The 26,465-nt window shown below is 68.0% G+C and carries 26 protein-coding genes; 17 read left to right on the top strand and 9 right to left on the bottom strand.

The genetic code is table 11. The annotated features are described in order from the left end of the window. The first annotated feature begins 74 nt into the window (after positions 1 to 74). The 4 genes from DDE23_RS21010 (at position 75) to DDE23_RS20995 (ending at position 2,511) form a co-directional block, all read left to right on the top strand. Positions 75 to 680: a hypothetical protein gene (locus DDE23_RS21010; protein ID WP_107754394.1), complete on the top strand. Its 606-nt coding sequence runs from the start codon at positions 75 to 77 to the stop codon at positions 678 to 680. Positions 681 to 736: 56 nt separating this feature from the next. Next, positions 737 to 1,183, top strand: coding sequence for a YaiI/YqxD family protein (locus DDE23_RS21005; RefSeq protein ID WP_107754392.1), 447 nt, complete (start codon positions 737 to 739; stop codon positions 1,181 to 1,183). Further along, positions 1,180 to 2,115 (top strand): DMT family transporter, encoded by a 936-nt coding sequence (locus DDE23_RS21000; RefSeq protein ID WP_107754390.1) that lies wholly within the window; start codon positions 1,180 to 1,182, stop codon positions 2,113 to 2,115. The genes DDE23_RS21005 and DDE23_RS21000 overlap by 4 nt, the downstream gene beginning before the upstream one ends. 84 nt (positions 2,116 to 2,199) lie before the next feature. After that, positions 2,200 to 2,511 carry an H-NS histone family protein gene (locus DDE23_RS20995; RefSeq protein ID WP_107754388.1) on the top strand — a complete coding sequence of 104 codons (312 nt, stop codon included), beginning with the start codon at positions 2,200 to 2,202 and terminating at the stop codon, positions 2,509 to 2,511. A gap of 146 nt (positions 2,512 to 2,657) precedes the next feature. On the opposite strand, the gene map is transcribed toward DDE23_RS20995, so the two are convergent. Next, positions 2,658 to 3,467, bottom strand: a complete 810-nt coding sequence (gene map / locus DDE23_RS20990) for a type I methionyl aminopeptidase (protein ID WP_238150081.1) — start codon at positions 3,465 to 3,467, stop codon at positions 2,658 to 2,660. A 216-nt stretch (positions 3,468 to 3,683) separates the two neighbouring features. Here map and DDE23_RS20985 point away from each other — a divergent pair, with 216 nt between their 5' ends. From DDE23_RS20985 to gph, 6 genes are all read left to right on the top strand, one after another. After that, a complete protein-coding gene (locus DDE23_RS20985) occupies positions 3,684 to 5,114 on the top strand; it encodes a hypothetical protein (protein WP_107754387.1) in 1,431 nt (476 codons plus the stop codon). A 69-nt stretch (positions 5,115 to 5,183) separates the two neighbouring features. Then, positions 5,184 to 5,909 carry a competence/damage-inducible protein A gene (locus DDE23_RS20980; RefSeq protein ID WP_107754385.1) on the top strand — a complete coding sequence of 242 codons (726 nt, stop codon included), beginning with the start codon at positions 5,184 to 5,186 and terminating at the stop codon, positions 5,907 to 5,909. After that, positions 5,906 to 6,598, top strand: a complete 693-nt coding sequence (locus DDE23_RS20975) for a GNAT family N-acetyltransferase (protein WP_107754383.1) — start codon at positions 5,906 to 5,908, stop codon at positions 6,596 to 6,598. The genes DDE23_RS20980 and DDE23_RS20975 overlap by 4 nt, the downstream gene beginning before the upstream one ends. Next, the gene (locus tag DDE23_RS20970; protein WP_107754381.1) at positions 6,595 to 7,158 is read left to right on the top strand and encodes a peroxidase-related enzyme; all 564 of its coding nucleotides are present in this window, start codon (positions 6,595 to 6,597) and stop codon (positions 7,156 to 7,158) included. Before DDE23_RS20975 ends, DDE23_RS20970 begins: the two co-directional genes overlap by 4 nt. A gap of 71 nt (positions 7,159 to 7,229) precedes the next feature. Beyond that, positions 7,230 to 8,474, top strand: coding sequence for an MFS transporter (locus DDE23_RS20965; protein ID WP_107754379.1), 1,245 nt, complete (start codon positions 7,230 to 7,232; stop codon positions 8,472 to 8,474). A gap of 8 nt (positions 8,475 to 8,482) precedes the next feature. After that, positions 8,483 to 9,133: a phosphoglycolate phosphatase gene (gene gph, locus DDE23_RS20960; RefSeq protein WP_238150080.1), complete on the top strand. Its 651-nt coding sequence runs from the start codon at positions 8,483 to 8,485 to the stop codon at positions 9,131 to 9,133. Positions 9,134 to 9,169: 36 nt separating this feature from the next. On the opposite strand, the gene DDE23_RS20955 is transcribed toward gph, so the two are convergent. Next, the gene (locus tag DDE23_RS20955; protein WP_107754375.1) at positions 9,170 to 10,342 is read right to left on the bottom strand and encodes a glycosyltransferase; all 1,173 of its coding nucleotides are present in this window, start codon (positions 10,340 to 10,342) and stop codon (positions 9,170 to 9,172) included. A 102-nt stretch (positions 10,343 to 10,444) separates the two neighbouring features. Between DDE23_RS20955 and DDE23_RS20950 the strand changes: the two genes are divergently transcribed. Next, positions 10,445 to 12,151, top strand: coding sequence for a hypothetical protein (locus tag DDE23_RS20950; RefSeq protein WP_107754373.1), 1,707 nt, complete (start codon positions 10,445 to 10,447; stop codon positions 12,149 to 12,151). Further along, on the top strand, positions 12,148 to 12,972 hold the full coding sequence (locus tag DDE23_RS20945; RefSeq protein WP_107754371.1) for a glycosyltransferase family 2 protein: 825 nt from the start codon (positions 12,148 to 12,150) through the stop codon (positions 12,970 to 12,972). Before DDE23_RS20950 ends, DDE23_RS20945 begins: the two co-directional genes overlap by 4 nt. On the opposite strand, the gene DDE23_RS20940 is transcribed toward DDE23_RS20945, so the two are convergent. Continuing rightward, complete coding sequence (locus DDE23_RS20940; protein ID WP_107754369.1) at positions 12,945 to 14,165, bottom strand: glycosyltransferase; 1,221 nt, start codon at positions 14,163 to 14,165, stop codon at positions 12,945 to 12,947. The two genes, DDE23_RS20945 and DDE23_RS20940, sit on opposite strands and share 28 nt — an antisense overlap. A gap of 232 nt (positions 14,166 to 14,397) precedes the next feature. Here DDE23_RS20940 and DDE23_RS20935 point away from each other — a divergent pair, with 232 nt between their 5' ends. The 4 genes from DDE23_RS20935 (at position 14,398) to idi (ending at position 18,676) form a co-directional block, all read left to right on the top strand. Then, on the top strand, positions 14,398 to 15,765 hold the full coding sequence (locus tag DDE23_RS20935) for an oligosaccharide flippase family protein (RefSeq protein WP_238150079.1): 1,368 nt from the start codon (positions 14,398 to 14,400) through the stop codon (positions 15,763 to 15,765). Between the two features lie 120 nt (positions 15,766 to 15,885). Next, the gene (locus DDE23_RS20930) at positions 15,886 to 16,782 is read left to right on the top strand and encodes a P-loop NTPase (RefSeq protein ID WP_157958094.1); all 897 of its coding nucleotides are present in this window, start codon (positions 15,886 to 15,888) and stop codon (positions 16,780 to 16,782) included. 12 nt (positions 16,783 to 16,794) lie between these two features. Next, positions 16,795 to 18,099: a GumC family protein gene (locus tag DDE23_RS20925; RefSeq protein WP_107754363.1), complete on the top strand. Its 1,305-nt coding sequence runs from the start codon at positions 16,795 to 16,797 to the stop codon at positions 18,097 to 18,099. Between the two features lie 55 nt (positions 18,100 to 18,154). Beyond that, positions 18,155 to 18,676, top strand: a complete 522-nt coding sequence (gene idi, locus DDE23_RS20920) for an isopentenyl-diphosphate Delta-isomerase (RefSeq protein ID WP_107754361.1) — start codon at positions 18,155 to 18,157, stop codon at positions 18,674 to 18,676. Positions 18,677 to 18,825: 149 nt separating this feature from the next. Here the strand turns inward: idi and DDE23_RS20915 are convergent, their stop codons facing one another. The 3 genes from DDE23_RS20915 to DDE23_RS20905 are packed head-to-tail and all read right to left on the bottom strand — an operon-like array spanning position 18,826 to position 22,423. Continuing rightward, a complete protein-coding gene (locus DDE23_RS20915) occupies positions 18,826 to 19,662 on the bottom strand; it encodes a hypothetical protein (RefSeq protein ID WP_107754360.1) in 837 nt (278 codons plus the stop codon). Further along, entirely contained in the window at positions 19,659 to 21,257 is a 1,599-nt protein-coding gene (locus DDE23_RS20910) for an acyl-CoA synthetase (protein WP_107754359.1), read from the bottom strand. The genes DDE23_RS20915 and DDE23_RS20910 overlap by 4 nt, the downstream gene beginning before the upstream one ends. Beyond that, positions 21,254 to 22,423 carry an acetyl-CoA acetyltransferase gene (locus DDE23_RS20905; RefSeq protein ID WP_107754358.1) on the bottom strand — a complete coding sequence of 390 codons (1,170 nt, stop codon included), beginning with the start codon at positions 22,421 to 22,423 and terminating at the stop codon, positions 21,254 to 21,256. The genes DDE23_RS20910 and DDE23_RS20905 overlap by 4 nt, the downstream gene beginning before the upstream one ends. Before the next feature lie 117 nt (positions 22,424 to 22,540). Between DDE23_RS20905 and DDE23_RS20900 the strand changes: the two genes are divergently transcribed. After that, positions 22,541 to 23,509 carry a glycosyltransferase family 2 protein gene (locus tag DDE23_RS20900; protein WP_107754357.1) on the top strand — a complete coding sequence of 323 codons (969 nt, stop codon included), beginning with the start codon at positions 22,541 to 22,543 and terminating at the stop codon, positions 23,507 to 23,509. A gap of 135 nt (positions 23,510 to 23,644) precedes the next feature. Here the strand turns inward: DDE23_RS20900 and fghA are convergent, their stop codons facing one another. The 3 genes from fghA to DDE23_RS20885 all read right to left on the bottom strand — a co-directional run bounded on the left by fghA (position 23,645) and on the right by DDE23_RS20885 (position 26,420). Further along, entirely contained in the window at positions 23,645 to 24,475 is an 831-nt protein-coding gene (gene fghA / locus DDE23_RS20895) for an S-formylglutathione hydrolase (protein WP_107754356.1), read from the bottom strand. Next, positions 24,475 to 25,584: an S-(hydroxymethyl)glutathione dehydrogenase/class III alcohol dehydrogenase gene (locus DDE23_RS20890; protein WP_107754494.1), complete on the bottom strand. Its 1,110-nt coding sequence runs from the start codon at positions 25,582 to 25,584 to the stop codon at positions 24,475 to 24,477. The genes fghA and DDE23_RS20890 overlap by 1 nt, the downstream gene beginning before the upstream one ends. A gap of 83 nt (positions 25,585 to 25,667) precedes the next feature. After that, the gene (locus DDE23_RS20885; protein ID WP_238150078.1) at positions 25,668 to 26,420 is read right to left on the bottom strand and encodes a WecB/TagA/CpsF family glycosyltransferase; all 753 of its coding nucleotides are present in this window, start codon (positions 26,418 to 26,420) and stop codon (positions 25,668 to 25,670) included. Between the last annotated feature and the right edge of the window lie 45 nt (positions 26,421 to 26,465).

Raw genomic sequence — 26,465 nt, 5'->3', positions numbered from 1 at the left:
GGCGGGAATTTCCGTGCTAGGATCGGGGCCGGCACGTCCTTTTGCCGCCCGCTTTTTTGACACGAGGTCTTTTCATGCTCCGCCTTGCCGCCCTGCTCATCGCTCTGGCTTTCGCCCAGACCGCCGCCGCCCAGGATTTCCCGGCCCTGTTCCGGGTGGTCAATGTCTCGGCCGGGGACGTTCTGAACATCCGCGCCGAACCCAATGCCCGGGCCGCCATCGTCGGCCGGTTCGAGCGTACGCAGGTCGGGATCGAGGTTGTGGGCCTGTCCGAGGATCGCCGCTGGGGCCTGGTGCGGATCGACGAGGGGATCGGCTGGACCTCGATGCGCTATCTGCAGGCCGAGCGCAGCGACAGCTGGCGCGACGGTCAGCAAACCCTGACCTGCCTGGGGACCGAGCCCTTCTGGACCTTCCGTTTCTTCCTGCCCAACAACCGCGCCGAATACGTGGCCCCCGACACGTCGTTCGAGGTTCGCACCGATGCGCCCCACCTGCCCGGCACGCAGTTTCCGCCCACGCTGACCCTGCCGTTCCAGGGCGCGCGCGAAGGTTTCGCCGTGATCCGCAACGGGGTCTGTTCGGACGGGATGAGCGACCGGCTCTATGGGCTTGAGGGCCAGATCTATTGGCGTGGTCAGGCGCAGGGCCTGTCGGGCTGCTGCATGCTGGGGCACTGAGCTTGCAATAAAGGCGGGCGCTCGGCATAGATGCATCTGTTAACAAACAGGTGCCCATGCCCAGCCTCTATATCGACGCCGACGCCTGCCCCGTGCGCGAGGAATCCCTGCGTGTGGCGCTCAGGCACAAGGTGCCGGTGGTGATCGTCTCGAACGGCGGGATCCGGCCGGTCGATCACCCGCTGGTGCGGATGGTCTATGTCGATCAGGGCGCGGACGAGGCCGACAAATGGATCGCCGCCGCCTGCGTGCCGGGCGATGTGGCGATCACCGCCGACATCCCCCTGGCCGCGCGCTGCATCGATGCCGGGGCCGAGGTCATCAAGCCCGACGGGACAGTGCTGACCGCCACCAGCATCGGGCAGGCGCTGGCGATGCGCGACCTTGCCGCCGATCTGCGCTCGGCCGATCCGTTCCGGCAGGGCTCGGGCAAGACCTTCGGCCCGCGGGACCGGTCGCGCTTCACCCAGGCGCTGGAACGCCTGCTGGCCCGCGCGCGATGAGGGCCGCGCTGTCGATCCCGACACAGGGCGCGCTGTGCGCTGTCGGGGCATCGGTGGCGTTCACCCTCAACGACATGTCGGTCAAGGCGCTGTCAGGCGGCTATCCGCTGCACGAGGTCATCCTGATCCGCTCGCTGGTGGCGCTGGCCGTGCTGCTGGCGGTGATCGTGCCGCTGTCGGGGGGCTATGCGCTGTTGCGCACGCGGCAGCCGGGGAAACACCTGATCCGCGGCGCCTTCGTGGTCTTTTCCAACATGTGTTTCTTCGTGGCGCTGGCGGCGATGCCGATTGCCGATGCCACGGCGATCTTCTTCGTCAGCCCGCTGGTCATTGCGCTCTTCTCGGTCATCTTTCTGGGCGAGACGGTCGGCCCCCGACGCTGGACGGCGATTGCCGCGGGATTGCTGGGCGTGGTGGTGGTGATCCGGCCGGGGTCGGAGTCCTTCTCGCTGGTGGCGCTGCTGCCGCTTCTGGCGGCAACGGGCTATGCTGGATTGCAGATCATGACCCGCAGCCTGGGCATTGGCGAACGGGCGCCGACCATGGCCTTTTATATCCAGATCACCTTTCTTCTGTTCAGCGTGGTTTTCGGCCTGGCTTTCGGATCGGGCCGCTGGGCGGGCGAAGGCGAAGGCGCGGCGCTGGAATTCCTGTTGCGCGCCTGGATCTGGCCCCGGCCCGAGGATCTGCCGTTCTTCCTGCTGGCGGGGCTGGGAACCGCTTTGGGCGGGCTGTTGATTTCACAAGCCTACCGGCTTTGCGAGGCGGCGCTGGTCGCGCCTTTGGAATACGCCGCCATGCCTATGGCGATCTTCTGGGGCTTGCTGGTCTTTGGCGAATGGCCCGATCCGGTGGCGTGGATCGGCATTAGCCTGATCCTGGGCGCCGGCATTTACATGATCTGGCGTGAAACCCGAAACTCAACCTTTTGATGTATTGCGTTTTGCAATTGACGCACCGCCGAAAAAGGTGCAAATGAGCCTCACTTGATTCAAACTCCGTGAGGACAGAAGCGAATGATCGAACTCGAAAGCCTTTCGCTTAAAGAGTTGAAGCAGTTGCAAAAGGACGTCGACGCCGCGATTACCGAATTCAAGGATCGCGAGCGCCGCAAGGCTCTGGCCGAAGTCGAGGCCTTTGCCCGCGAACGTGGCCTGACCGCCGCCGATCTGACCGAGCTTTCCTCGAAACGGACGCGGAAATCCGCCGCCCCGAAATACGCCAATCCGGCGGACCCGTCGCAGACCTGGACCGGCCGCGGCCGTCGTCCGCGCTGGGTCGAGGCAGCCTTCGCCGAGGGCAAGACCCTGGACGACATGGCGATCTGAGACCCGGGTGCGGCGCCGTTTCCGTTTGGGCGACAGCGATGCAATAAGGTATTCGGAAGATCGAATTTCAACTCTGAGGAATTCGACGGCAATCAGAAATTGAAACGGCGGCCTCTCGGCCGCCGTTTTTCAACTTCGGGGTTTAGTCAGCCCCAGGTCGGATGAAACTTTCCGCCGGGCGAAAGCGTGAAGATTTCGCAACCGTCGGATGTGACACCCACCGAATGCTCAAATTGCGCCGACAGCGACTTGTCGCGGGTCACCGCCGTCCATTCGTCGGCCAGGACCTTGGTTTCGGGACGGCCCAGATTGACCATCGGCTCGATGGTGAAGAACATGCCTTCCTCCAGCACCGCCTCGCGGCCCGGGCGGCCGTAATGCAGCACGTTCGGCGGCGCGTGGAACACCCGGCCCAGACCGTGGCCGCAGAAATCCCGCACCACGGACATGCGCTGCGCCTCGACATAGCTTTGAATCGCATAGCCGATGTCGCCGAAGGTATTGCCGGGCTTCACCGCCTCGATCCCCAGCATCAGCGCGTCATGGGTCACCTGGATCAGGCGTTCCGCCTTGCGGCCCAGTTCGCCCGCCACATACATGCGCGAGGTATCGCCGAACCAGCCGTCCACGATCACCGTCACGTCGATGTTCAGGATGTCGCCGTTCTTCAGCAGCTTGTCGCCGGGAATACCGTGGCAGACCACATGGTTGACGCTGATACAGCTGGCGTGCTGATAGCCGCGGTAGCCGATCGTCGCGGATTTGGCGCCATGGGTGTTGACCATCTCCTCGATCAGGCGGTCGATCTCGCCGGTGGTCTGGCCGGGAAAGACATGCGGGGCGATGTCGTCCAGAATCTGCGCCGCGACCTGCCCGGCCTTCAGCATCCCGGCAAAATCCGCCGGTTCGTGGATACGGATCCCCTCGCGGGTGACGGTACCTTTCTTGTCGTACACGGGCTGACCTCTTTGTTTCACGCCGTAAATAGGCGCGAATCGCCTGTTTGGCCAGCCCGCCGCGGCCCGAGGCCCCGGCAGAGCGCGGCCTTGCTGCAACATCGGGCCGCCGATTGGCGGCGAAAGCGCCCTGCCCGCCCTTTTCACCTTTTCCCAGCGCCGACCCTGCGTCACTGTCGGCGCCATATTCCGTCAGAAAAGATCGAGGTCCCCTCCGTGCCGTATGTCAGTCGTCGCCTGTCCCCCGCCGCGCTTGCTCTGGCCGCAGGTCTTGGCCTTGGCGGCGCCGCCCAGGCTCAGGGCTTCGACATCGAAACCGGGCTCGAGGCGATCAGCAATCCGACGACCCTGATCGAGGGGCTGCACCGCCTCTATGTCGGTCGCCGCATCACGCCCCACGTCAGCGTCGGCGGCTCGGTCTATTCGGCGGCGCTGGGCGATGCGGGCGGGGCCTTCTTCTGGGGCTTCGAAGGCGTGGCCCGGGTGCCGCTGAGCGAGCGTTTCGGCCTCTCGTTCGCGGGTTTCATCGGCGGCGGCGGCGGGGCCTCGCAGGTGGTCGGCGACGGGCTGATGCTGCGCGCCGCGGCCTCGCTCGATTACCGGCTCACGGCGGCGTGGGATCTTCAGGCCAGCGCCTCGTGGATCCGCATCGACGGCGCCCCGATCGACGGACCGGCCTATGGCCTGGGCCTGCGCTACCGGATCGGCGGCGGCGGCACGCCGGGCGGCGGCGTGCCCGAATTCGACGCCATCGGCGCGGTCGTCACGCAGATGGTCTCGCCCGGCGGCACGCTGAACCGCTCGGCCGGGGCGCAGGCCGATGTCAGCATCGCCGGGGCGCGGGTGTTCTTCGACCTCGGTCCCAACACGCAATTCACCTTCGGCAGCGCCGGTGCCGCGCGCGGCGCGCAGGGCTACATGGAAATCACCGGCGGCCTGCGTCAGCGGGTCTCGGTCGGGCGGCTGTCGTTCTTTGCCGAGGGCTCGGCCGGCTTCGCGGGCGGCGGGCTGGTCGATACCGGCGCGGGCCTGATCCTGCGCGGGTCGCTGGGCGTGGCGGTGCCGGTCACGCGCACCCTCGACGTCGAACTGGCCGCGGTCGCCACCGGGGCGGTCAGCGGCGAGTATCGCTCGGCCGGGCTGTCGCTGGGGCTGACGCATCACCTGAACCGGCAGGGACCGGGCGGCGCCGGGCAGCGCTGGGCCTATACCGGCGGGATCGAGATCCAGCGCACCGGCGCAGGCTATTTCGTCGTCCCGGGCAACACCGCCGCCTACACGGCGATGCAATATTCGAGCTTCGATTATTTCGTCGGCCAGCGGCTTTACGTCACCGGCACCGCGGCGACGGCGGTGGGCGGCGGCGTGGCCGGTTTCGCGGTCGGCATGTTCGGCCTCGGCTACGAGATTCCGATCGGCGAGCGCTGGCATCTGTCGCTTGAGGGCCAGCTGGGCGCGGCGGGCGGCGGCGGGGTGAACACCGCGGGCGGTCTGGTCGCCGGCCTGCGCGCCGAGGTCGATTACCGCGTCGGCCAGAACTGGCGCCTGTCGGCCGGTCTGGGGCAGCTCAGGGCGGTCAGCTCGGGCGGCTTCTCGCCGCTGACGCTGACGCTGGGCGTGAAGATCCCCTTCGTCACCCATCGCTGAGCCCCGTCCAAGGCGCATTGGAAAGCCCGTGGAACGGCGCTAACGTCCGCTCAGAAGAGAGAGGACACCATGGGCAATCCTACCGCCGCCATGCTGGTCATCGGGGACGAGATCCTGTCGGGCCGCACCCGCGACACCAACACCAACCATCTGGCCACGCAACTGACCGGCCGCGGCATCCGCCTGTGCGAGGCCCGCGTGGTGGCCGACGATCACGCCGCCATCGTCGCCGCGCTGAACGCGCTGCGCGGGGCCTATGACCACGTCTTCACCTCGGGCGGGATCGGGCCGACGCATGACGACATCACCGCCGATGCGGTGGCCGCGGCCTTTGGCGTCGGCATCGACGTGCGCGACGACGCGCATGAGATCCTCAAGGCGCATTACCAGCGCACCGGGTTGGAGCTGAACGCGATGCGGCTCAGGATGGCGCGCATCCCCGAGGGCGCCGTGCTGATCGACAACCCGATTTCCGCCGCGCCCGGCTTCACGCTGGGCAATGTCCATGTCATGGCCGGCGTCCCGGCGATCTTCGAGGCGATGGTGGCCAGCGTCCTGCCCGGGCTGACCGGCGGCGACCCGCTGCTGAGCCAGATGATCGACGTGCCGCGCGGCGAGGGCGAGATCGCCCAGGCGCTGAAGGATCTGGCGGGGAAATATCCGGCGCTCAGTTTCGGCTCCTATCCCTATCAGCGCAACGGCGCCTATGGCACGCAGCTGGTGGTGCGGGGCACCGATGCCGGGCTGCTGGCCGCGGCAATGGTGGAACTGGCGTCGCTGGCGGGGGCGGCATGACCGGGACGGACGCGCTTTTCGACGCGCTCGAGGCCTCGTGGCCCCCGGCCGCCAGCCAGACCCGGGGCCCCTTCCGGCTGCGCGACGGGGCGGGCGGCGGCAAGCGGGTCAGCGCGGCGCTGCTGGAAGGTCCGTTCGACGAGGCCGCGCTGGACGCGCTGGACGCGCCGCTCTTCCAGCTGCGCCCGGGGCAGGAGGATCTGGACCGCGCGCTTCACGCCCGCGGCTACCGGATCATCGACCCGACCGTGCTGATGGAGTCCCCGGTCGACGCGCTGGCCGCCAAGCCCAAGGCGGTGTCGCTGCCGACGATCTGGCCGCCTCTGGCGATCCAGCGGCGGATCTGGGAGGACGGCCATGTCGGCCCCGAACGGCTGGCGGTGATGGCCCGCGCGGTCGATCCGAAGATGAGCTTCATCGCCCGGATCCGGGACAAACCGGCGGGGGTCGGGTTCCTCGCGATCCACCAGGGCATCGCCATGGTCCACGCCGTGCATGTCGAACCCGCCTTCCGGCGCGAGGGCGTCGGCGCGGGGATGATGCGCGGCATGGCTTATTGGGCACAGCAGAACGGTGCGCATACACTGGCGCTGGCCGTGACCGAGGCGAATGCCGGGGCGCGGGCGCTTTACCTCGGCCTCGGCATGACCGAGACATCCGCCTATCACTACCGGGAGAGAGTAGCATGAGTAAGCCCGTCACCGCCCTGAACCTGCCGCCGGTCGATCCGCTGCCCGAAGCGACCCAGCGCTATTTCGACATCTGTCAGGAAAAGCTGGGGATGATCCCCAACGTGCTGCAGGCCTATACCTTCGACATCAACAAGCTGAACGCCTTCACGGTCATGTACAACGACCTGATGCTGGGCCCGTCGGACCTGTCGAAGCTGGAGCGCGAGATGATCGCGGTCGTCGTCAGCTCGATCAACCGTTGCTGGTATTGCCAGGTGGCGCATGGCGCCGCAGTCCGCGCGCTGGGCACCCCGGAACTGGGCGAGGCGATGGTGATGAACTGGCGCTTCGCGCATCTGGACGCGCGGCAGACCGCCATGCTGACCTTCGTCGAGAAGATCACCAAGACCAGTTCCGAGGTGGTCGAGGCCGACCGCCAGGCGCTGCGCGACGCGGGCTTCAGCGACCGCGATATCTTCGATATCGCCGCGGTGGCCGGGTTCTATGCCATGTCGAACCGCGTCGCATCAGCGATCGGCATGGAACCCAACGCGGAATATCATGCGCAATCCCGTTGATCGGGGCTTGACGCTCACGGGTTCTTGAACAGGTTAAGCGGGCTCAACCCCGCTTGACCCGAGGGATCCCGATGTCGACCGCCCGTAGCGCCCCGCTGTTCACGCCCGTCCTGATCGGCGGCTCGATCGTCATCCTGCTGGGGTTCGCGATCCGCGCCTCGTTCGGCGTGTTCCAGATCCCGATCGCCGAGGAATTCGGCTGGCCGCGGGCCGATTTCTCGCTGGCCATCGCCATCCAGAACCTGGCCTGGGGCATCGGCCAGCCGATGTTCAGCGCCGTGGCGGAACGCTTCGGCGACCGCAAGGCGATCATCCTCGGCGCTCTTTTCTATTCGGTGGGCCTGCTGCTGACCGCCTTCGCCATGACCCCGGGCACCATGCAATTGCTGGAGATCCTGGTGGGCTTCGGCGTGGCGGGCACCGGCTTCGGCGTGATCCTGGCCGTGGTCGGCCGCGCGGCCTCGGACGAGAACCGCTCGCTGGCTCTGGGCGTCGCCACCGCGGCGGGCTCGGCCGGGCAGGTGATCGGCGCGCCGATTGCCGAGGTGCTGCTGAGCTATTACCCGTGGCAAACCGTGTTCATCATCTTCGCCGTGGCCATCCTCGCCGTGCTCTTGGTGCTGCCGATGATGCGCTCGCCGGCCATGGCGTCGAAGGCGCAGCTGGAGCAATCGCTGGGTCAGGCGCTGACCCAGGCGTTCAAGGACCCGTCCTTCTCGCTGATCTTCCTCGGCTTTTTCTCCTGCGGGTATCAGCTGGCGTTCATCACCGCCCATTTCCCGGCCATGGTGACCGAGATGTGCGGCGCCATCGCGCCGGACAGTTTCCTGGCGGGGATCGGCATCACCACCACCTCGGCACTGGGGGCGGTCGCCATCGCCGTCATCGGGCTGGCCAATATCGGCGGCACGCTGCTGGCCGCCTGGGCTGGCAAGCGCTGGACCAAGAAATACCTGCTGGCGGGGATCTATCTGGCGCGGACCGTGGTCGCGGGCCTGTTCATCGCGCTGCCGATCACGCCCGGCTCGGTGCTGATCTTCTCCTTGCTGATGGGCGCGCTGTGGCTGGCGACGGTGCCGCTGACCTCGGGTCTGGTCGCGCATATCTACGGGCTGCGCTACATGGGCACGCTTTATGGCTTCGTCTTCCTCAGCCACCAGATCGGCGGCTTCCTGGGGGTCTGGCTGGGCGGCGCGCTTTATGACGTGTATGGCGATTACACGCTGGTCTGGTGGGTCGGCGTCGGCGTCGGCGCCTTCTCGGCCATCGTGCATCTGCCGATCCGCGAACGCCCGCTGAACGCGATCCCGGCATGAGGGCCCCGATGAGAATTGTCTTCGATCTGGACGGTACGCTGATCGACAGCGCCGCCGACATCCACCACGCCGCCTCGGCCACCCTGCGGGCCGAGGGCCTGTCCGAGGTGACGCTGGCCCAGACCCGCAGCTTCGTCGGCAACGGCGCGCGGGTCTTCGTCGAACGGCTGGAGCGCGCCGTGGCGGGTTCCAACATCCCCGAGCGGACCGAGCGGATGCGCGCCGTCTTCGCCGAGGAATACCGCAAGGCGCATGGTCTCACGCAGGTCTATCCGGGCGTGGAGGAGGCGCTGGCCGCGCTGAAGGCGCAGGGCTGGCGGATCGGGCTGTGCACCAACAAGCCGATGGTGCCGACCCGCGCCGTGCTGAAGCATTTCGGCTGGGAGGACCTGTTCGAGACGGTCTTCGCCGGTGACAGCCTGACCCGGATGAAGCCCGAACCCGAACCGCTGGAAGCCGCGCTGGAAGAGCTGGGCGAGGGGCTGTGCCTGTTCGTCGGCGACAGCGAGGTCGATGCGGCGACGGCCAAGGCGGCGGGCGTGCCCTTCGCGCTTTATACCGAAGGCTATCGCAAGAACCCCGTCGAGGCGCTGCCGCATACCGAGGCTTTCAGCGACTGGGCCGAGCTGCCCGCCATCGCCGCGCGGATCGCGAGGTAACGCCCAGGGTGGGTTGAAATCCCACCCTACGGGCCGTCACTCCACCCCGGCGATCAGTCGCAGATCATTCATCCGCCGGGCAAACACCTGCTCGAAGGCATTGGCGCGGGCGAAATCCACCGCCTTGCGCGAGGCCTCGATGATCGCCACCCGGTCGCGGTCCAGCGCCGCGATCCGGCGCACCAGCCCCTGCACACTGCCCCGGCGCACCACCCAGCCCGCGCCCGATTCCGCCTGCATCCGCCGCCACATCCGGTTGCCATAGCCCAGGATCGGCAGGCCGCAGCCCAAAGCCTCGACATAGGCGCTTTGCGGCGACGACAGGCTGAGGGGCGCGACAAACAGATCCGCCGCGCGGCGCAGATGCGGCACCAGCACCGGATCGAAGGCCCCCGGTTCGGCCAGCGAGACGCAATCGCCCAGAGCCAGCCCGCTGATCCCGTTCCGGATCCGCGATGCCAGCGGGCCGGTGCCGAACATCTCCAGCCGGAAGGGGATGCCGCGCTGGCGCAGCAGGAAGGCCATGGGCAAGAGATCCTCGACCCCCGACATCGCATCCGCCTGGCCGAACCAGGCCAGCCGCAGCGGCGCGCCCCGGTGCAGATGCGCGGCGCGCTCGGATTGTTCGGCTGGGCGGGCGATCATCGGCGTGCGCATCCGGTTGTCGAGATAGCGCAGCGAGCGGGGATTGAGCCGGTGGTAGCGGTCATGCGCCGGATAGCCGTCGCAATGCATCCCGTCCGCCGCCCTGAGCGCGGCCTTCAGCCCGCCCTCGCGCGTCAGGTTCCACCAGGCGCCGCCCAGCTTGCGCCGGATCGAGGGGCTGGCGGCCAGCGCATGGGCGATGCGCCCGCCCAGCGGCTCCTCGATCGTGTAGACCAGCTTGCCCAGCCGTCCCGCCATCGCCTTGGGCAGATGGAGATACTTCATGTCATCGGCGGCGACATAGACCAGGCTGGCGCTGTCGAGCAGCAGGTCCGGCACCGGCGCGTCGGGGTCCAGCACGATCAGGTCGAAGCCCAGCTGCGCCACCGAATAGCGCATCGGCGCGTCGATATGATGGGGGCCGCGGCGCATGACGCAGCGCACGGGTCCGGGCCAGAGTTGGCAGTGCAATTTCATGCCCTCGACGAATTTCACGTCGAGGACGACTTCGCCCCCCGGCAATTCGACGACCGGGGCGGGCGAGAGCATGACCAGCGATGCCATACCGGCGCGTCTATCCCTTTGTTCCTGCGTTGGAGAAAAGGCTGGAATGTCGGGAAAAGTCCATCCTAAATTGGCCCTGGCCGCCGAAGGGACCCAATCGCCATGCCATTTTCGCCGCTCCGCGCCCTTGCTCGCGCGTTGATCCTGCTTCTGGCCCTGGCGCTGCCCGCCGCGGCCCAGATCGACACCGCCCCGCGCGAGGGGCGCCGCGCGCTGGGCCTGAATCTGGCCGAGGTCGCGGGCTGGTCCACCGAGCTGCCGTTCCTCGACGTGATGCACAGCGCCAGCCGCTGGACCGGCCACACCGGCGAGGGCTGGGGCGGCATGGACGAGCCGGCGCTGTTCGCGGCGGGCGCGCTGGACGCCGACGGCTGGGTCGTGGCCTTCCCACGCGGGCTGCGCCGCATCTCGACCTTCGTGCTGAACGAATTGCCGGCCGGGATGACCTCGGCCGCCGGGACCTGGCACGCCAGCTGGGAGGGCAGCGCCACCCTCGGTTTCGACGGCGCGGCGCGGAATGTGCGGTACGGCGAGAACAGCGCGACCTTCGACTTCACCCCGGGGCAGGGCGGCGTGCTGGTCCAGTTCAACCGCGGCACGCTGCGCAACCTGCGGATCGTGCATGAGCGCAACCTCGACCGCGCGGCGCGGGGCGAGGTCTTCAACCCCGACTGGCTGGCGCTTGTGGGGGATATGGAAATCCTGCGCTTCATGGACTGGATGCTGACCAACCATTCGACGCTGAGCCGATGGCAGGACCGCCCGCAGGTCAGCGATTATTCCTGGTCGCGGCGGGGCGTGCCGCTGGAGATCTTGCTGCAGCTTGCCAACCAGACCGGCGCCGAGCCCTGGTTCACCCTGCCGCATCTGGCCGATGACGATTACGTCCGCCAGTTCGCGCAGGCGGTCCGGGACGGGCTGAGGCCCGATCTGCGCGGCTGGTTCGAGTTCTCCAACGAGATCTGGAACTGGCAGTTCGATCAGGCGCATTGGGCCGATCAGACCGGGCGTCGCCATTGGAACGTCGATTCCGCCTGGGTCCAGTACGGCGCGGTCCGCGCGGCCGAGGTGATGCGGCTGATCGACGGGGTCTATCAGGGGGACACGGCGCGGCGGGTGCGGGTGCTGGGCCTGTTCACCGCCTGGCTGGGGCTGGAAAGCGTCATGCTGGACGCTCCCGACTTCATGGCCGAGGATCCCGCCACCCACCGCCCGCCGCGCGAATTCTTCGATGCCCTTGCCGTCACCGGCTATTTCAGCGGCGAATTGCAGGCGGAATCGAAATCCGAGCTGGTCCGGCGCTGGCTGGCCGACAGCCGCGCGGCGGCGGAAACCGAGGGCCGGGCGCAGGGCCTGAGCGCCCGGGCGCTGCGCGAGTATGTCGAGGCGCATCGCTTCGACCGGGCCATCGACTGGGCGGCGCAGGAATTGCGCGATGGCTCCCTTTCGGGCAGCGCCGAGAATTCGGTGCGCGACCTGCTGGACCGGACGCTGGCCCATCACGCGCGGGTCGCGGCCGAGCACGGCATGGCGCTGGTCATGTACGAGGGCGGCACCCATGTGGTGACCCATCCGCGCGACCATCAGGACGAGGAACGGATCGCCTTCTTCGAGGCGCTGAACTACTCGCCGCAGATGGGTGACCTCTACCGCGAGCTGATCCGTGGCTGGCAGGCTCTGACCCCCGCGCCCTTCGTCGCCTTCAACGATGTCTCGCGGCCCAGCGTCTGGGGCTCCTGGGGCCATCTGCGCCACCTCGACGATTCCACCCCGCGCTGGGATGCGCTGATGGAGGCCTCGGCACCGTGAGCCTGTCCATCGTCATCCCCGCCTGCAACGAGGGCGGCTATATTGACGCCTGCCTTGCGGCGCTGCTGGCGTCGTCGGGGCCGGAGGGCGCGCAGGTCATCGTCGCCGCCAATGGCTGCACCGACGACACCGTGGCCCGGGCGCTGGCCCATACGCCAGCCTTCGCGGCGCGTCGCTGGCAATTGCTGGTCATGGACCTGCCGGCGCTGGGCAAGATGGGCGCGCTGGACGCGGGCGAGGCGATGGCCGATTTCCCGGCGCGGGTCTACCTCGATGCCGATGTGCTGGTCTCGCCGCCCCTCATGGCCCAGATCGCCGGGGCACTTGCGGGGCCGGGGGCGGTCTATGCCTCGGGCACGCCGGTGGTGACGGCGGAAAGCTGGGTCACCCGCGCCTTCGCCCGGTTCTGGACCCGGCTGCCCTTCGTGGCCGAGGGCGTGCCGGGCTTCGGCCTTTACGCGGTGAACGGGGCAGGGCGGGCGCGCTGGGGCACTTTCCCGCGCATCATCAGCGACGACACCTATGTCCGGGTGCTGTTCACCCCCGCTGAACGGGTGAAAGTCCCCGCCCCCTATCGCTGGCCGCTGGTCGAGGGCTTCGACCGGCTGGTCAAGGTGCGCAGGCGGCAGGATCAGGGGGTCAGTGAATTGATGGCGCTGGAACCCGGGCTGATGGCGAACGAGGGCAAGGACGCCCCCGGCAAGGGTTGGCTGATCCGCCGGGCGCTGGCCGATCCGATCGCCTTTGGCGTCTATGCCGCGGTCAAGATCGCGGTGCGCGCAGGCTGGGGCGCTCAAACCGGCTGGGTGCGCGGCCGCTGACAGAAATGCGCGGCCAGTTTGGCGGCCTCGGTATCAATGTTGTGGCGCACCATGACCCGGGCGCGCGCAGTGGTGCCCATGCGACGCAGCTTGTCGTCGGGGCTGGTGGCCAGTTGGGTGATCGCCTCGGCCAGCGATTGCGCATCGCCCGCGGGCACCATCCAGCCGGTGCGGCCGTCCTGCACCAGTTCCGGGACCCCGGCGATCCAGGTGGCGATGACCGGCCGGGCCGAGACCATGGCCTCCATCACCACCATCGGCAGCCCCTCGGCGAAAGAGGACAGCACCAGCGCATGGGCATTGTCGATCTGGCGGCGGACCCCGGCCTCGTCCAGCCAGCCGGTGATCTCCACCCGGTGGCCCAGACCGGACTGAGCGATGGCGCGTTCGATCGGGCGGCGCATCGGGCCGTCGCCGACCAGCACCAGCTTGACGTCGACACCGCGGCGCGTGACCTCGGCCAGCGCCTCGATCAGGATCAGCTGGCCCTTCTGCTCGACGAAGCGGCCGATGTTCACCATGGTCATGGGCCGGCTCACCGGCATGGGCCGGGCTGCGTCGTAATGCTGCGGCTCGATCCCGCAATGCACCACCTTGATGCGCGGCCAGACCCGGTAATCGACCAGACGACACAGCTGGCTGCGCCCGAAGGACGAGATCGCCACCGCGAATTCGGCCTTTTGCAGCTTCAGCGGCAGGGCGATGGCGGCGGGCTTGTCGAATTCCTCGGGCCCGTGGACGGTGAAGGAAAAGGGCTTGCCGCTGATCTCGGCCGCCAGCATCGCCACGGTCGCCGAATTGGTGCCGAAATGCGCGTGCATGCGGTCGATCTGCAGCTCGCCCAGCCGCCGCGCGACATAGGCGGCCTCCAGGAAATAGATCAGATGCTTCAGCAGCCCGGCCTCGGAACCGCGGCTGGCCTGCAGGGCCAGAAACAGCGCCTTGTAGATCCGGACGGGCGATTGCAGCCCCATGACGAAGACCGCCCAGACCAGCGCCACCAGCCCGCGGGCCAGCACGTATTCGGTCGCTTTCTTTTCATCCCGGTCGGCGGGATCGGGCAGATCGCCCTCGAACGGCCGCATGGCGAAACGCTGCACGGCCACCCCGCGACGCTCCAGCGCGCGCATCTCGCGGCGGATGAAACTCTGCGAGGGAGAGGGGTAGGTGTTAAGGATGTAGCCGATCTTCACGCCGTCACCTTGGCTGTCTGGTTGGCCTCCGGGCTAGGGGTCAATTCAGGCAAATTCAAGAAAAGCAGAGGGAATTGGCGCGGCGACGGACCGCAAAGACCCCCGCCCCATTTTCGCCACATTCCAAAAGCCCGCGCCACACTGGCGCCCCAATTAACCTTCATTGCGTTGAATATGGGCCGCGCCCCTTGAAGCGGCCGCCTGAAAGTACCCAATTTCCGGAGTGTTAGATGTGTCGCACGCTGCTGCCATGATGATCGAGAAGCCCGGAAACAGCCTGACCAACCGCATCATGCGGTCGTCGATGTTTACCATCATGGGCTTCGGTCTGCAGCAGGCGATCCGCTTCGGCTCGAACCTGGTGCTGGCACGGCTGCTGTTCCCCGAGGCTTTCGGCACCATGGCGCTGGTGACGGTGCTGCTGGTCGGCCTGACCATGCTGTCCGATCTGGGCATCCAGCCCGCCATCCAATCCTCGAAGCGCGGCGATGATCCGGCGTTCCTGAACACCGCCTGGACGCTGAACATGATCCGCGCCGGGATCCTGTTCGCCGCCGCCTGCGCGCTGGCCTGGCCGGTGGCCTGGTTCTATGAGGAACCGATCCTGTCGCAGCTGATCCCGGTCGCGGCGCTGAGCCTGCCGCTGCTCGCGCTGGAGCCGACCCGGGCCGAGACCGCCTCGCGCCACATGCTGCTGGGTCGCCTGACGCTGCTGGAAGTGACGGCGCAGATCATCAGCATCACCGCCATGCTGATCCTGGCCTGGGCCACGCAATCCATCTGGGCGCTGGTCATCGGCAATCTGGTCGCCGCCGCCGCCCGTGCGGGTCTGGCCTGGGTCATGCTGCCCGGCATCGTCAACAGGATTCAGCTGGACCGCGACTGCGCGCATGAACTCATTCACTATGGCCGCTGGATCTTCTTCTCGACCGTCGCGGGCTTTCTGGTCCTGCAATCGGACAAGCTGATCCTCGGCGGCTTCCTGTCGATGGAGCAGCTGGGCCTTTACAACATCGGCTTCTTCCTGGCCGGCTTCCCGCTGATGCTGGGGCAATTGCTGGTACAGCGGCTGATGATCCCGATCTACCGCTCGTCCCCCCCGTCGGAATCGCGCGAGAATTTCCTGCATCTGCGCCGCATCCGCTTCATGCTGTCGGGCCTGCTGATCGCGGGCGTGGCGCCGCTGGCGCTGGGCGGGGTCTATATCGTCGATCTGCTCTACGATTCGCGGTATGCGGCCTCGGGCGCGGTCACGGTCATGGTGTCGATGGCGCTGCTGCCGCAGATGCTGGGCCTGACCTATGACCAGGTGACGCTGGCCTCGGGCGATTCGCGCGGCTTCTTCACGCTGAACGCGACGCGGGCCACGCTGCTGGTCACGCTGCTGCTGATTCTGGTGCCGATGCTGGGCATCCCCGGCGCGCCGATCGCCATGGCCTCGACCGCGCTGCTCAGCTACCCGCTGCAGGTGCGTCTGGCGCGCAAATACGGTGCCTGGGACGCGCTGCATGACGCGGTGATGGCCGCCGTGGCGCTGGTGCTGCTGACGGTGGTGCTGACGGTGCATGGCGACCAGCTGTCGGTGATCTTCGGGCTCTGAACCGCGCCGGTTTCATCGACAATGACCACGCTTCTGCCCTATTTGTGACAGGCTTTCCCGTCACCAGAGGGTTAAATGGCGGGGCGCGGACGCTCCGCAGGCCGTCGCGAAGGGTCAGTCATGGTCAACACGCGTATTCTTGAACAACGGTTGGGCTGGCGCTCGGCGGAAGAGGGCGAGGCGCCCTCGCCACCCTCGCGCCGCATCGCCCATCAGGCGATCCTGCAGGGCCGCGTCGATGCCGCCGCCCAGGATCCCGGGCGCCGCAACGTCCCCCTGCGGGCCCATCGCCGGATCGAGGTCGAAGAGACCTGGGATGAGATCCCGGTCATCCTGGACGATGTGAACCGCCTGAAGGTGACGGGCCGGGCACCCTCGATCGCCCGCGACACCGCCGCCGGGGCGGCAATGGACCAGCTGCGCAGCCAGCTTCTGCGGGTCACCGCCGAAAAGGGCTGGCGCCGGATCGGCGTCACCTCGGCCACGCGGGGTGCCGGGCGCAGCTTCATCGCGGCGGGTCTGGCCGCCAGCATCGCAAGGCTGGAGACGCTGCGCGTACTGCTGGTGGACAGCGATCTGGACGATCCGGGCCTGGCCGCGCTGCTGGGCCTCGATGCCCCGGGCCCGCTGGAGATGGTGCTGGACGGCATGACCCCGCCCGAGGCGCATCTGCGCCGGGTCGGTGCCTGCCTGGCGCTGGCGCTGAACGACGCGCGGATGGCGCAGGCCTCGGAACGGATGATGGCGCCCGAGGCGGTGCAGGCCCTGCGCGGCCTCATCGATTGCATCGGCCCCGATGTGGTGATCCACGACCTGCCGCCGGTGCTGAAGGACCCGCTGCTGCCGGCGCTGCTGCCGCAGCTCGACGCGGTGATTCTGGTCGCCGACGGGCTTCGCACCACGGCGCAGGACGTGCTGGAATGCGAGCGCGTGCTGGAAGGGCAGGTGCCGCTTCTGGGAATCGTCCTGAACAAATCCGAGGATCGCGACGCGCGCGCGGCGCGGCGCAAGGGCTGAGGGAGCGCGACCATGGGACCGATCCAGAACCTGCACGAAATCCTCAGCTGGCTGCGCCGCCGCTGGCGGTTGATGGCCCTGACCACGCTGCTGGGCGCCCTGGCCGGGGTCATCCTGGCCGTGAACACCGACCGCGTCTTTACCGCCAGCGCGGTGATCCAGGTCATCAATCCGGTGATTGTCGCCGCCAGCGAGGACGGGACCGGCGCCGCCAGCACCGATGTCACCCGCCGCGTGCAGGTCATCGAACAGCAATTGATGTCGCGCGATGCGCTGCTGGACCTCGCCCAGCGCCATCGCCTGTTCGAGGGAATGCCGCTGAACCCCTCGGAACAGGTCGCGCTGATGCGGCGCGCCTTCACCATCACCTCGATCGCCGCCGCGCAACAGGGCTTTGCCCGCGACGGCTCGCTGTCGGCGCTGGTGGTCTCGGCCGATGCCGACGACCCGCAGACGGCGGCCGATATCGCCAACGAGCTGGCCAACCAGCTTGTGCAGCGCTCGGTCGATGCCCGGCAGTCGAACGCCCAGCAGGCGCTGGATTTCTTCCGCGCCGAGGAAACGAGGCTGGAAACCAGCATCGCCACGCTCGAGGACGACATCGCCGAGTTCCGTTCGCAAAACGAGGCCTTCCTGTCGGATTCGGTCGCCCTGCGGCGGGCCGAGCGGGCGCGGCTGATCGACGGGCTGCGCGACCTTCAGGCCGATCTCAGCGCCCGGCAGAGCGAGCTGGACACTCTGGACCAGAGCTCGACCCGGACGGTGGTGCAGCGGCAGGTGGCAACGCTGCGCGATTCGGTCGAGCAGCTGAGCCAGCAGGAGGTCGAGATGCGCTCGCGCATCGCCGAGATCCAGGACATCCTCACCCGGTCGCCCGGTTACGAGCAGCAGGTGCTGGCGATGAACCGGCGGATGGAACAATTGCAGGCGCAGCTGACCGCCGCCGCCGACCGCCGCCGCGAGGCCGAGCTGAGCGCCCGGATCGAGGATGACCAGCAGGCCGAGCGCTTCGAGCTTCTGGAACGCGCGCTGGTGCCGGAATACCCGGTGTCGCGCAGCCGCAAGACGGTGGCCGCGATGGGCATCGTCGCCGGGCTGATGCTGGGGCTGATGCTGGCCTACGGGCTGGAATGGATGCAGCCGGTGATGCGCACCTCGGCCAGGATGGAGCGCGATTTGCAACTCAGGCCGGTGATCTCGATCCCCTTCACGATGAGCGTGCGCGAAAGGCGGCGGCGGGTGATGATCTGGGGACTGGGCGGTTTGGTGCTGATCGGTCTGGCGCTGGCGTCGGCCCTGCAACTGGGGCTCATCTGACCCTTTCCCCTGGGCCCTGCTTGGCGCTAGAAGCGCGCAAACGATGGGGGTCAGCATGGCGCAGGATATTCCCGCCTGGATCGACGGCGCCTTGCGGCCGATGGACAAGCTGGAGGTACACCGCCGCGGGCTCAGGCACCCGGCGGTGTCGGTCTTCGTGGTGGCCGGGGGCAAGCTGCTGATCCAGCAGCGGGCGCTGGCCAAGTACCACACGCCGGGCCTCTGGGCGAATACCTGCTGCACGCATCCCTATTGGGGCGAAACGCCGCTGGCCTGCGCCGACCGGCGTCTGGCGCAGGAGCTGGGGATCCGGGGCGTGGCGCTGGAACACCGGGGCGTGGTCGAATACCGGGCCGAGGTGGGCGGCGGGATGATCGAGCATGAGGTGGTCGATCTGTTCCTCGGCGTCTGCGAGGCCCCGCCTGCGGTCACGCCCGACCCCGAGGAAGTCGCCGCGATCCGCTGGATCGACACCGAGGCGCTGCACGCCGAAATCGCCGCCCGGCCGCAGGATTTCACGCCCTGGCTGCGGGTCTATCTGGCCGAGCATGCGGATCTGGTGCTGGCGGGGTTCTGAGCCCGGCGACGGTGCGTGCAAGCACGCACCCTACGGCGGGTCCCATTGCCGGGTGGATGGGTGCGGTGGGGTGAAACCCCACCCTACACGCTGGCCCCTGTAGGGTGCGTGCTCGCACGCACCAAGCGCGCACCCCGTAGGGTGGGGTTTCACCCCACCATGCCCCGATCCGCCACCACCAACACCTCCGCCGTGATGCAGACCCCGTTCTCGCCCCGCTCCAGCACTCCCCGATGGCGCGCGCCCTGAAGCGTCACCACCTCGATCCCCAGCCGCGCCCGGCCGCCCCGGACCTCGGCCTCGGTCAGCAGCAATTCCGTTGCGAAACTGTCGATCCGGGGTTGCCCCTCCAGCTTCGGCCGGACCACGGAACCGAGGCCATAGACCCGCCCATCCCGGATGCCCGCCTCGGCCACCGCCGCTTCCAGCGCCAGCGTGATGTCCTGATTGGGCCTGAGCGTCACCAGCGCCGCATTCCCCCCGGCCCCCAGCGCCACCGGCTGGAACAGCGGGAAATGCGTCTCTGTATCTGCCGAAACCTCAAGCCGCGCGCCTTTCAGCCCCCAACCCCGGGCGCGGATCGGCTGCGCCAGACGGCTCTCGAACGGCAGGATATGGCCGAAATCCGGCCCCTCCCAGCCGGGCGCGGCAAAGGCGCCGTGACCGTGCAGCCAGGGCCCGCCCTCCTTGCGCCCCGCGTGCAGGCCCAGATGCACGATCCGCCCCGCGCCCATCCGGTAGGGACCGGCGTACCAGGCGGCATGGGCGCCGGTCGGATCCTCGCCCGGGATGACGAAATCCAGCGTGCCGAGGGTCGCCTCCTCGATCTCCAGCCAGCCGCCATCGAAATCCGCGAGCGCCAGCGCCACCGAATCCGCCAGCCTGTCGGCCACCGGCAGCACCAGATCGACCGGTTCGGCCCGGCAGGGCGCCACGGCCCAGCGCCGCGCCGGGGCAGGGCCGGGATGCACCAGCCGCTCGATCATGCCGGCGGCACCTCGCCGCGGCGGTCCAGTTCCTCGCGGATCATCTTCTTGGTGATCTTGCCATAGGCCGATTTCGGCATCTCATCCCAGAAGACCACATGCTGCGGCAGCTTGTAGCGCGCCAGCTTGTCGCCGAGCCAGGCCAGCAGTTCAGCCCCCGTGACCTCGGCGCCCGCCACGCAGACGGCCATCCCGACCTCCCCCCATTTCGCGCTGGGCACGCCCAGAACCGCGACCTCGGAGATGGCGGGATGCAGCAGGATCTTCTCCTCGATCTCCCTCGGGTAGATGTTCGAGCCGCCGGAGATATACATGTCAGACGAGCGCCCGGTCAGATAGACGAAGCCCTCGGCATCCTTGTGGCCCAGATCGCCGGTACGGAACCAGCCGTCGCGGAAGGATTTCGCATTGGCCTCGGGGTTGTTGAAATAGCCGGCAAAAACGGCGGGGCCGGTGGCGCAGATCTCGCCCGTTTCCAGGGGATCGCATTCCGTCCCGTCCTCGCGCTGGACCATGACCTGCATCCCGGTCCGCGCGAAACCGCAGGTGCCGAGCTTAATCTCGCCCATGCCGTGATGCACCGGGGGCAGGACGGTGATGTTGCCGGTCACCTCGCCCAGCCCGAAATACTGGACCAGCACCGGGCCGAGTTTCTCCAGCGCGGTGATCTGGTCGGCGCGGTACATCGGCGCCCCCGCATAGATCACATAGCGCAGGCTGGAGTGATCGTACCGGTCCACCGCCGGGTGTTCGACCAGCAGCTTCACGATGGTCGGCACGGTGAACATGTTGGTCACGTGGTAGCGTTCGACCAGCGACCAGACCTCCTCGGGATCCAGCTTGGCCCCGGTCGTCAGGATGGTCGGCACCGCATGCGCCACCTGCGCCAGCTGATGGATCCCCGCCCCATGGCTGAGCGGCGCCACCACCAGCGAGGCATCGCGCCCGCCCCAGTCCGGCCCGGTCCCCGGCATCAGGTCGCACAGGTGGTTCGTTACCACGAAGCCCATCTGTCCATGGGTCAGCACCGCCGCCTTCGGCCGCCCCGTGGTGCCCGAGGTGAAGAAGAACCAGCAGGGATCGTCGCGCTGCACGGCGACGGCCGGGCGCGACTGGCCCAGATAGGGGGCGATCAGCGCCTCGTAATCCTCGGCAAACGGACTTTCGCCGATGGCGATGGTGAAATCGACATGAGGGGCGCAAGCCTCGGCATGGGCGGCGAATTCGGCCCCCACCAGCAAGCCCTTGGCCTGAGCGGAACCGGCCAGCCAGGCCACATCCTCGGGCGTCTGGCGGAAATTGGCCGGCACCCAGACCGCCCCCGCCCGCCAGCAACCGAACATCGCCTCGAACATCTGGTTGTTGTTGGCCGATTGCACCAGGATGCGGTCGCCCTTCTGCACCCCGAAGCGCTGGATCAGCAGCTCGGCAAAGGCGGCGGCCCGTGCCTCCATCTCGGCCCAGGTCCAGACCCGCTCGCCCCAGAGGAAACCGGGCGCCGCGGGATGACGCCGCGCCGCCTCGGTCAGCAGGGTCGACAGGTTCATTACCCGGGTGGAAACCGGGGCGATCCCCGCCGACAGATCCAGCCTCATTTCACCCGCTCGAGGATCGAGCAGTAATTGGCCACCGCCACCCCGCCCATGTTGAAGACGCCGGCCACGCGCGGGTCCTTCACCGCCATGTCGCCTGCCTCCCCGGCCAATTGCATCGCCGCCATGACATGCATCGACACGCCGGTGGCGCCGATCGGATGGCCCTTGGACTTCAGCCCGCCCGAGGGGTTGACCGGCAGCCGCCCGTCCTTGCGCGTCACGCCGTCGCGGATCACCCGGTGGCCCTGCCCGCGCTCGGCCAGACCCATCGCCTCGTATTCCAGCATCTCGGCCACGGTGAAGCAATCGTGGGTCTCGACGAAGGACAGGTCGTCCAGCCCCATCCCCGCCTGCTCCAGCGCCCCGGCCCAGGCCAGCCGCGCGCCCGCCATCTCCAGCACGTCGCGCTTCGACATCGGCAGGAAATCATTGGTCTGCACCCGGGCGCGGAAGGCGATGGCGCGGCGCAGGGTCTTCGCCGTCTCCTCATCCGCCAGCACCAGGATCGCGGCGCCATCGCTGACCAGCGAGCAATCGGTGCGCCGGAGGGGCCCCGCCACATGCGGGTTCTTCTCGGTCACCGTATTGCAGAAGTCGAAGCCGAAATCCTTGCGCATATGGGCATAGGGGTTCAGCACCCCGTTCGCATGGTTCTTGGCGGCGATCATCGCCAGCGCGTCGGACTGGTCGCCATAGCGCTGGAAATAGCTCTGGGTGATCTGCCCGAAGAGGCCTGCAAACCCGGCGGGCACATCCGCCTCCTCCTTCACATAGGAGGCGCCCAGCAGGATATCCCCCACCTCGGCCGTGGGCGTCGCGGTCATCTTCTCGGCCCCCACCACCAGCGCGATCCGCCCCCGGCCCGATTCGATGAAATCCATGGCGCCATACAGGGCGGCCGAGCCGGTGGCACAGGCGTTTTCATAACGGATCGCCGGAACATGGCGCAGCCTGTCGTCGGCCAAGGCCACCAGCGCCGCCTGAAAGTCCTGCCGGCTGAAACCGGCGTTGAAGACACCGACAAAGATGCCGTCCACCTCCTCGGCGCCGATCCCGGCATGGTCCAGCGCTGGCGCCAGAATGCCGGTGATCAGGCTCTCGGTATCGGGTTCCTCGGCCTTGCCGAAACGGGAATGGCTCCAGCCGACGATCTGCGCGCGGGGCATGGTCTCTCCTCCTGTGGTTAGGCAGGAATGCAACACATCGCGGTGCCTTTGCCCAGAAAAACCTGCACGCTGGACAGGGCCCGGGCCGCCCCCATAATCCCCCGGTGCGGGGGTAGGATGATGGCGCGGGCGAAACGGGGGCCGACAATCGACGCGGTGGTGATCGGACGCAACGAAGGCGCCCGGCTGGTGGCCTGCCTGCAGTCGCTCGAGGGGCAGGTGCGCCGGATGATCTATGTCGATTCGGGCTCGACCGACGGCTCGGTGGCGCAGGCGCAGGCGATGGGCGCCACGGTGATCGACCTCGATCTCACCCGCCCCTTCACCGCCGCAAGGGCCCGCAACGCCGGTCTGAAGGCACTGAAAGCCGACCCGCCCGATTACGTCCAGTTCATCGACGGCGATTGCGTATTGCGTGAGGGGTGGATGCCGCGGGCGGTGAAATTCCTCTCCGACAATCTGCGCGCCGCGGTGGTCTGCGGCCGCCGCCGCGAACGGCATCCGGAGGCCAGCGTCTACAACACGCTCATCGACCATGAATGGGACACCCCTGTCGGCGAGGCCCGGGCCTGCGGCGGCGACGCGCTGATGCGGTATCAGGCGGTGAATGCGGTGAACGGCTACCGCGAGGATCTGATCGCGGGCGAGGAGCCCGAGCTTTGCCTCCGGCTCCGCGCGCGGGGCTGGACCATCTGGCGGATCGAGGCCGAGATGACCTGGCACGACGCCGATATCACCCGCTTCAGCCAATGGTGGAAACGCAGCGAACGCGCGGGCCATGCCTTCGCCGAGGGCGCCGCGCGTTTCTCGACCCCGCAGACGCCGCATTGGCGGGCCGAGGTCCGGCGCATCTGGCTCTGGGGCGTGGCGATCCCGCTGGCGGCGCTGATCGGCTCGCTGATCCATCCGGCGGCGCTGCTCTTGGTGCTGGTCTACCCGCTGCAGGTCCTGCGCCTGAAACCCCGGCTCGGCTGGGCCGGCGCCTTTTTCAACACGCTCGGCAAATTCCCCGAAGCCGCGGGCGCGCTCCGCTACCACGCCCGCCGCCTGACCCGCCGTCAGGCCCGGCTCATCGAATACAAATAGGGGCCGACGCCCCTGTCATCTTCGTTCTGAAAATATCCTCGGGGGTATCCAAAGGGGGTGGAAAACCCCCTTTGGCGGGGGGTGCGGGGGGCTGGCCCCCCGCCTTGGTCGCCCGAGGAACGAGGGCGAAACCCCTCAGCCCAGATGTTCCGCGTGCCAGTCGAGATGGCCGCTCAGGAAGCTGGAGATGAAGTAATAGGAATGGTCGTAGCCCTCGTGCAGCCCGTATTCCAGCGGCTGCCCGGCGGCTTCGCAGGCGGCGAGCAGGCGCTCGGGCATCAACTGCCCGGCCAGAAACCCGTCCGCCGCGCCCTGATCGACCTTCAGCGCGGGCACCCGCGCGCCGCCCTCGATCAGCCGCACCGCGTCGTACTCGGCCCAGCCGGCCGGATCCGCACCCAGATAGAGGCCCAGCGCCTTCTGCCCCCAGGGACAGGACGAGGGCGCGACGATCGGCGCGAAGGCCGAGACCGAGCGGAACCGCCCCGGGTTGCGCAGCGCCAGCGTCAGCGCGCCATGGCCACCCATCGAATGGCCGGTGATCGCCTGCCGGGCCAGATCGACCGGGAAATGCTCGGCCAGCAGCCGGGGCAATTCCCCCTCCAGATAGCTGCGCATCCGGTAGTTCCGGGCGAAGGGCTCTTCCGTCGCATCGACATAGAACCCGGCGCCCAGACCGAAATCATAGGCGCCTTCGGCATCGTCCGGCACGCCCTCGCCGCGGGGCGAGGTGTCGGGGGCGACGAAGATCAGCCCGTGGCGCGCGCAGGCGGCGCGGAACTCACCCTTCTCGGTGACATTCGCCCACGAGCAGGTCAGCCCCGACAGATACCAGACGACGGGCCGCGGCCCCTCGGCATCCGGCAGGAAGATCGAGAACTCCATCGGCGTTCCCGTCTCGGCGCTGTCATGGCGCCAGACTTCCTGCCAGCCGCCCTGGGCGCGCCAGCGGTTGATCCGCTCCATCAGAACACCACGACCGAGCGGATCGACTTGCCTTCGTGCATCAGCTCGAAGCCCTTGTTGATCTCGTCCAGCGTCAGGACATGGGTAATCATCGGGTCGATCTCGATCTTGCCGTTCATGTACCAGTCGACGATCTTCGGCACATCGGTCCGCCCGCGGGCGCCGCCAAAGGCCGAGCCCTTCCAGACGCGGCCGGTGACCAGCTGGAACGGCCGGGTGGAGATTTCCTTGCCCGCCTCGGCCACGCCAATCACGGTGGAAACGCCCCAGCCGCGATGGCAGGCCTCCAGCGCCTGACGCATCACCGTGGTGTTGCCGGTGCAGTCGAAGGTGTAATCGGCGCCGCCGTCGGTCATCTCGACCAGTTTCGAGACGATGTCGGTATCAATCTTCGTCGGGTTCACGAAGTCGGTCATGCCGAACATCTTGCCCCATTGCGCCTTGTCGTCGTTGATGTCGACGCCGATGATCTTGTCGGCGCCGACCATGCGGGCGCCCTGAATGACGTTCAGGCCGATCCCGCCCAGGCCGAAGATCACGACGTTCGAGCCGGGCGTCACCTTGGCCGAGTTGATGACCGCGCCCACGCCCGTGGTCACGCCGCAGCCGATGTAGCAGGCCTTGTCGAAGGGCGCGTCCTCGCGGATCTTCGCCAGCGCGATTTCCGGCAGGACGGTGAAATTCGAGAAGGTCGAGCAGCCCATGTAGTGATAGACCGGCGCGCCCTTGTAGCTGAAGCGCGTGGTGCCGTCCGGCATCAGCCCCTTGCCCTGCGTCGCGCGGATCGCGGTGCAGAGGTTGGTCTTGCCCGAGAGGCAGCTTTTGCACTGGCGGCATTCCGGGGTGTAGAGCGGGATCACATGGTCGCCAGGCTTCAGCGAGGTCACGCCCGCGCCCACTTCGCGCACGATGCCCGCGCCCTCATGGCCCAGGATCGAGGGGAAAATGCCTTCGCTGTCGAAGCCGTCCAGCGTGTAGGCGTCGGTATGGCAGATGCCGGTCGCCATGATCTCGACCAGCACTTCACCGGCTTTGGGGCCTTCAAGGTCCAGCTCCACGATCTCGAGCGGTTTCTTGGCTTCGAAGGCGACGGCGGCACGGGTTTTCATCATTTCCTCCCGGTTGAAAAAGTTGCGTCACCATGCCCGGCGAGGGGCGCGGATGCAATCGCAAACGGGGGGCAGAAGGCGGGTCAGGAGCGGCGCAGGCGCCAGGCCCTGACCGCCTCGCCCGGCAGGATCAGCGCGCAATCGAGATAGCGCTTCGCCAGCCTGCGCGGGTTCGACAGCATGCGCCAGGCCCATTCCATGGCGATGGCCCGCACCCATTCCGGCGCCCGCTGCTGCCGTCCGGCCAGGAAATCCAGCCCCGCCCCGATCGAGGCAAAGCCCATATGCGGCGTGACCTCGCGGCCGAAGGCGGCGAACATCTCCTGCTTGGGGGCGCCCAGCGCGATAAAGGTGAGCCGCGCGCCCGAGGCGGCGATGTCCAGAAGGATCCGCCGGGCGTCGGGCCCGGTCGGGTCGAAGCCCATCGGCGGGGCGATCTGCGCGGCGATCCGCAGGCTGGGAACGCGCGCCTTCAGCGCCTCCGCCGCTTCGGCCAGCGCCTCGGGCGTCGACCCCATCAGCGCGATCGGCGCGTCCTCGCGCGCGGCGAGGCTGGCCAGCGGCACCACCATATCCGAGCCGGGCACCAGCGAAACCGGCCGGCCGGCCAGCTTCGACAGCCAGACGATCGGATTGCCATCGGCGCAGACCAGATCCTGCGCGGCATAGACCGGGCGGAAGCCGGGATCCTTCGCCAGCTTCACCAGATGGTCAAGGTTGATCGTCGCCAGCGCAAAACCTTCGCCCGCCCGCAGGCGGCTCTTGACCTCGGACAGAAGGGTGCCCGTGTCGGGCATGTTCACCGCGATGGTGCAGGGCGGAAAGGAAAACTCCACGAAACCCCCATAGTCTGGACGCATTTCACCGCCAGATTACCCGGG

This window comes from Pararhodobacter aggregans, assembly GCF_003075525.1.
Classification (GTDB): Bacteria; Pseudomonadota; Alphaproteobacteria; order Rhodobacterales; family Rhodobacteraceae; genus Pararhodobacter; species Pararhodobacter aggregans.
Note: the sequence above shows the minus strand (reverse complement) of the source record. Positions and strands in the feature narration are given on the sequence as shown.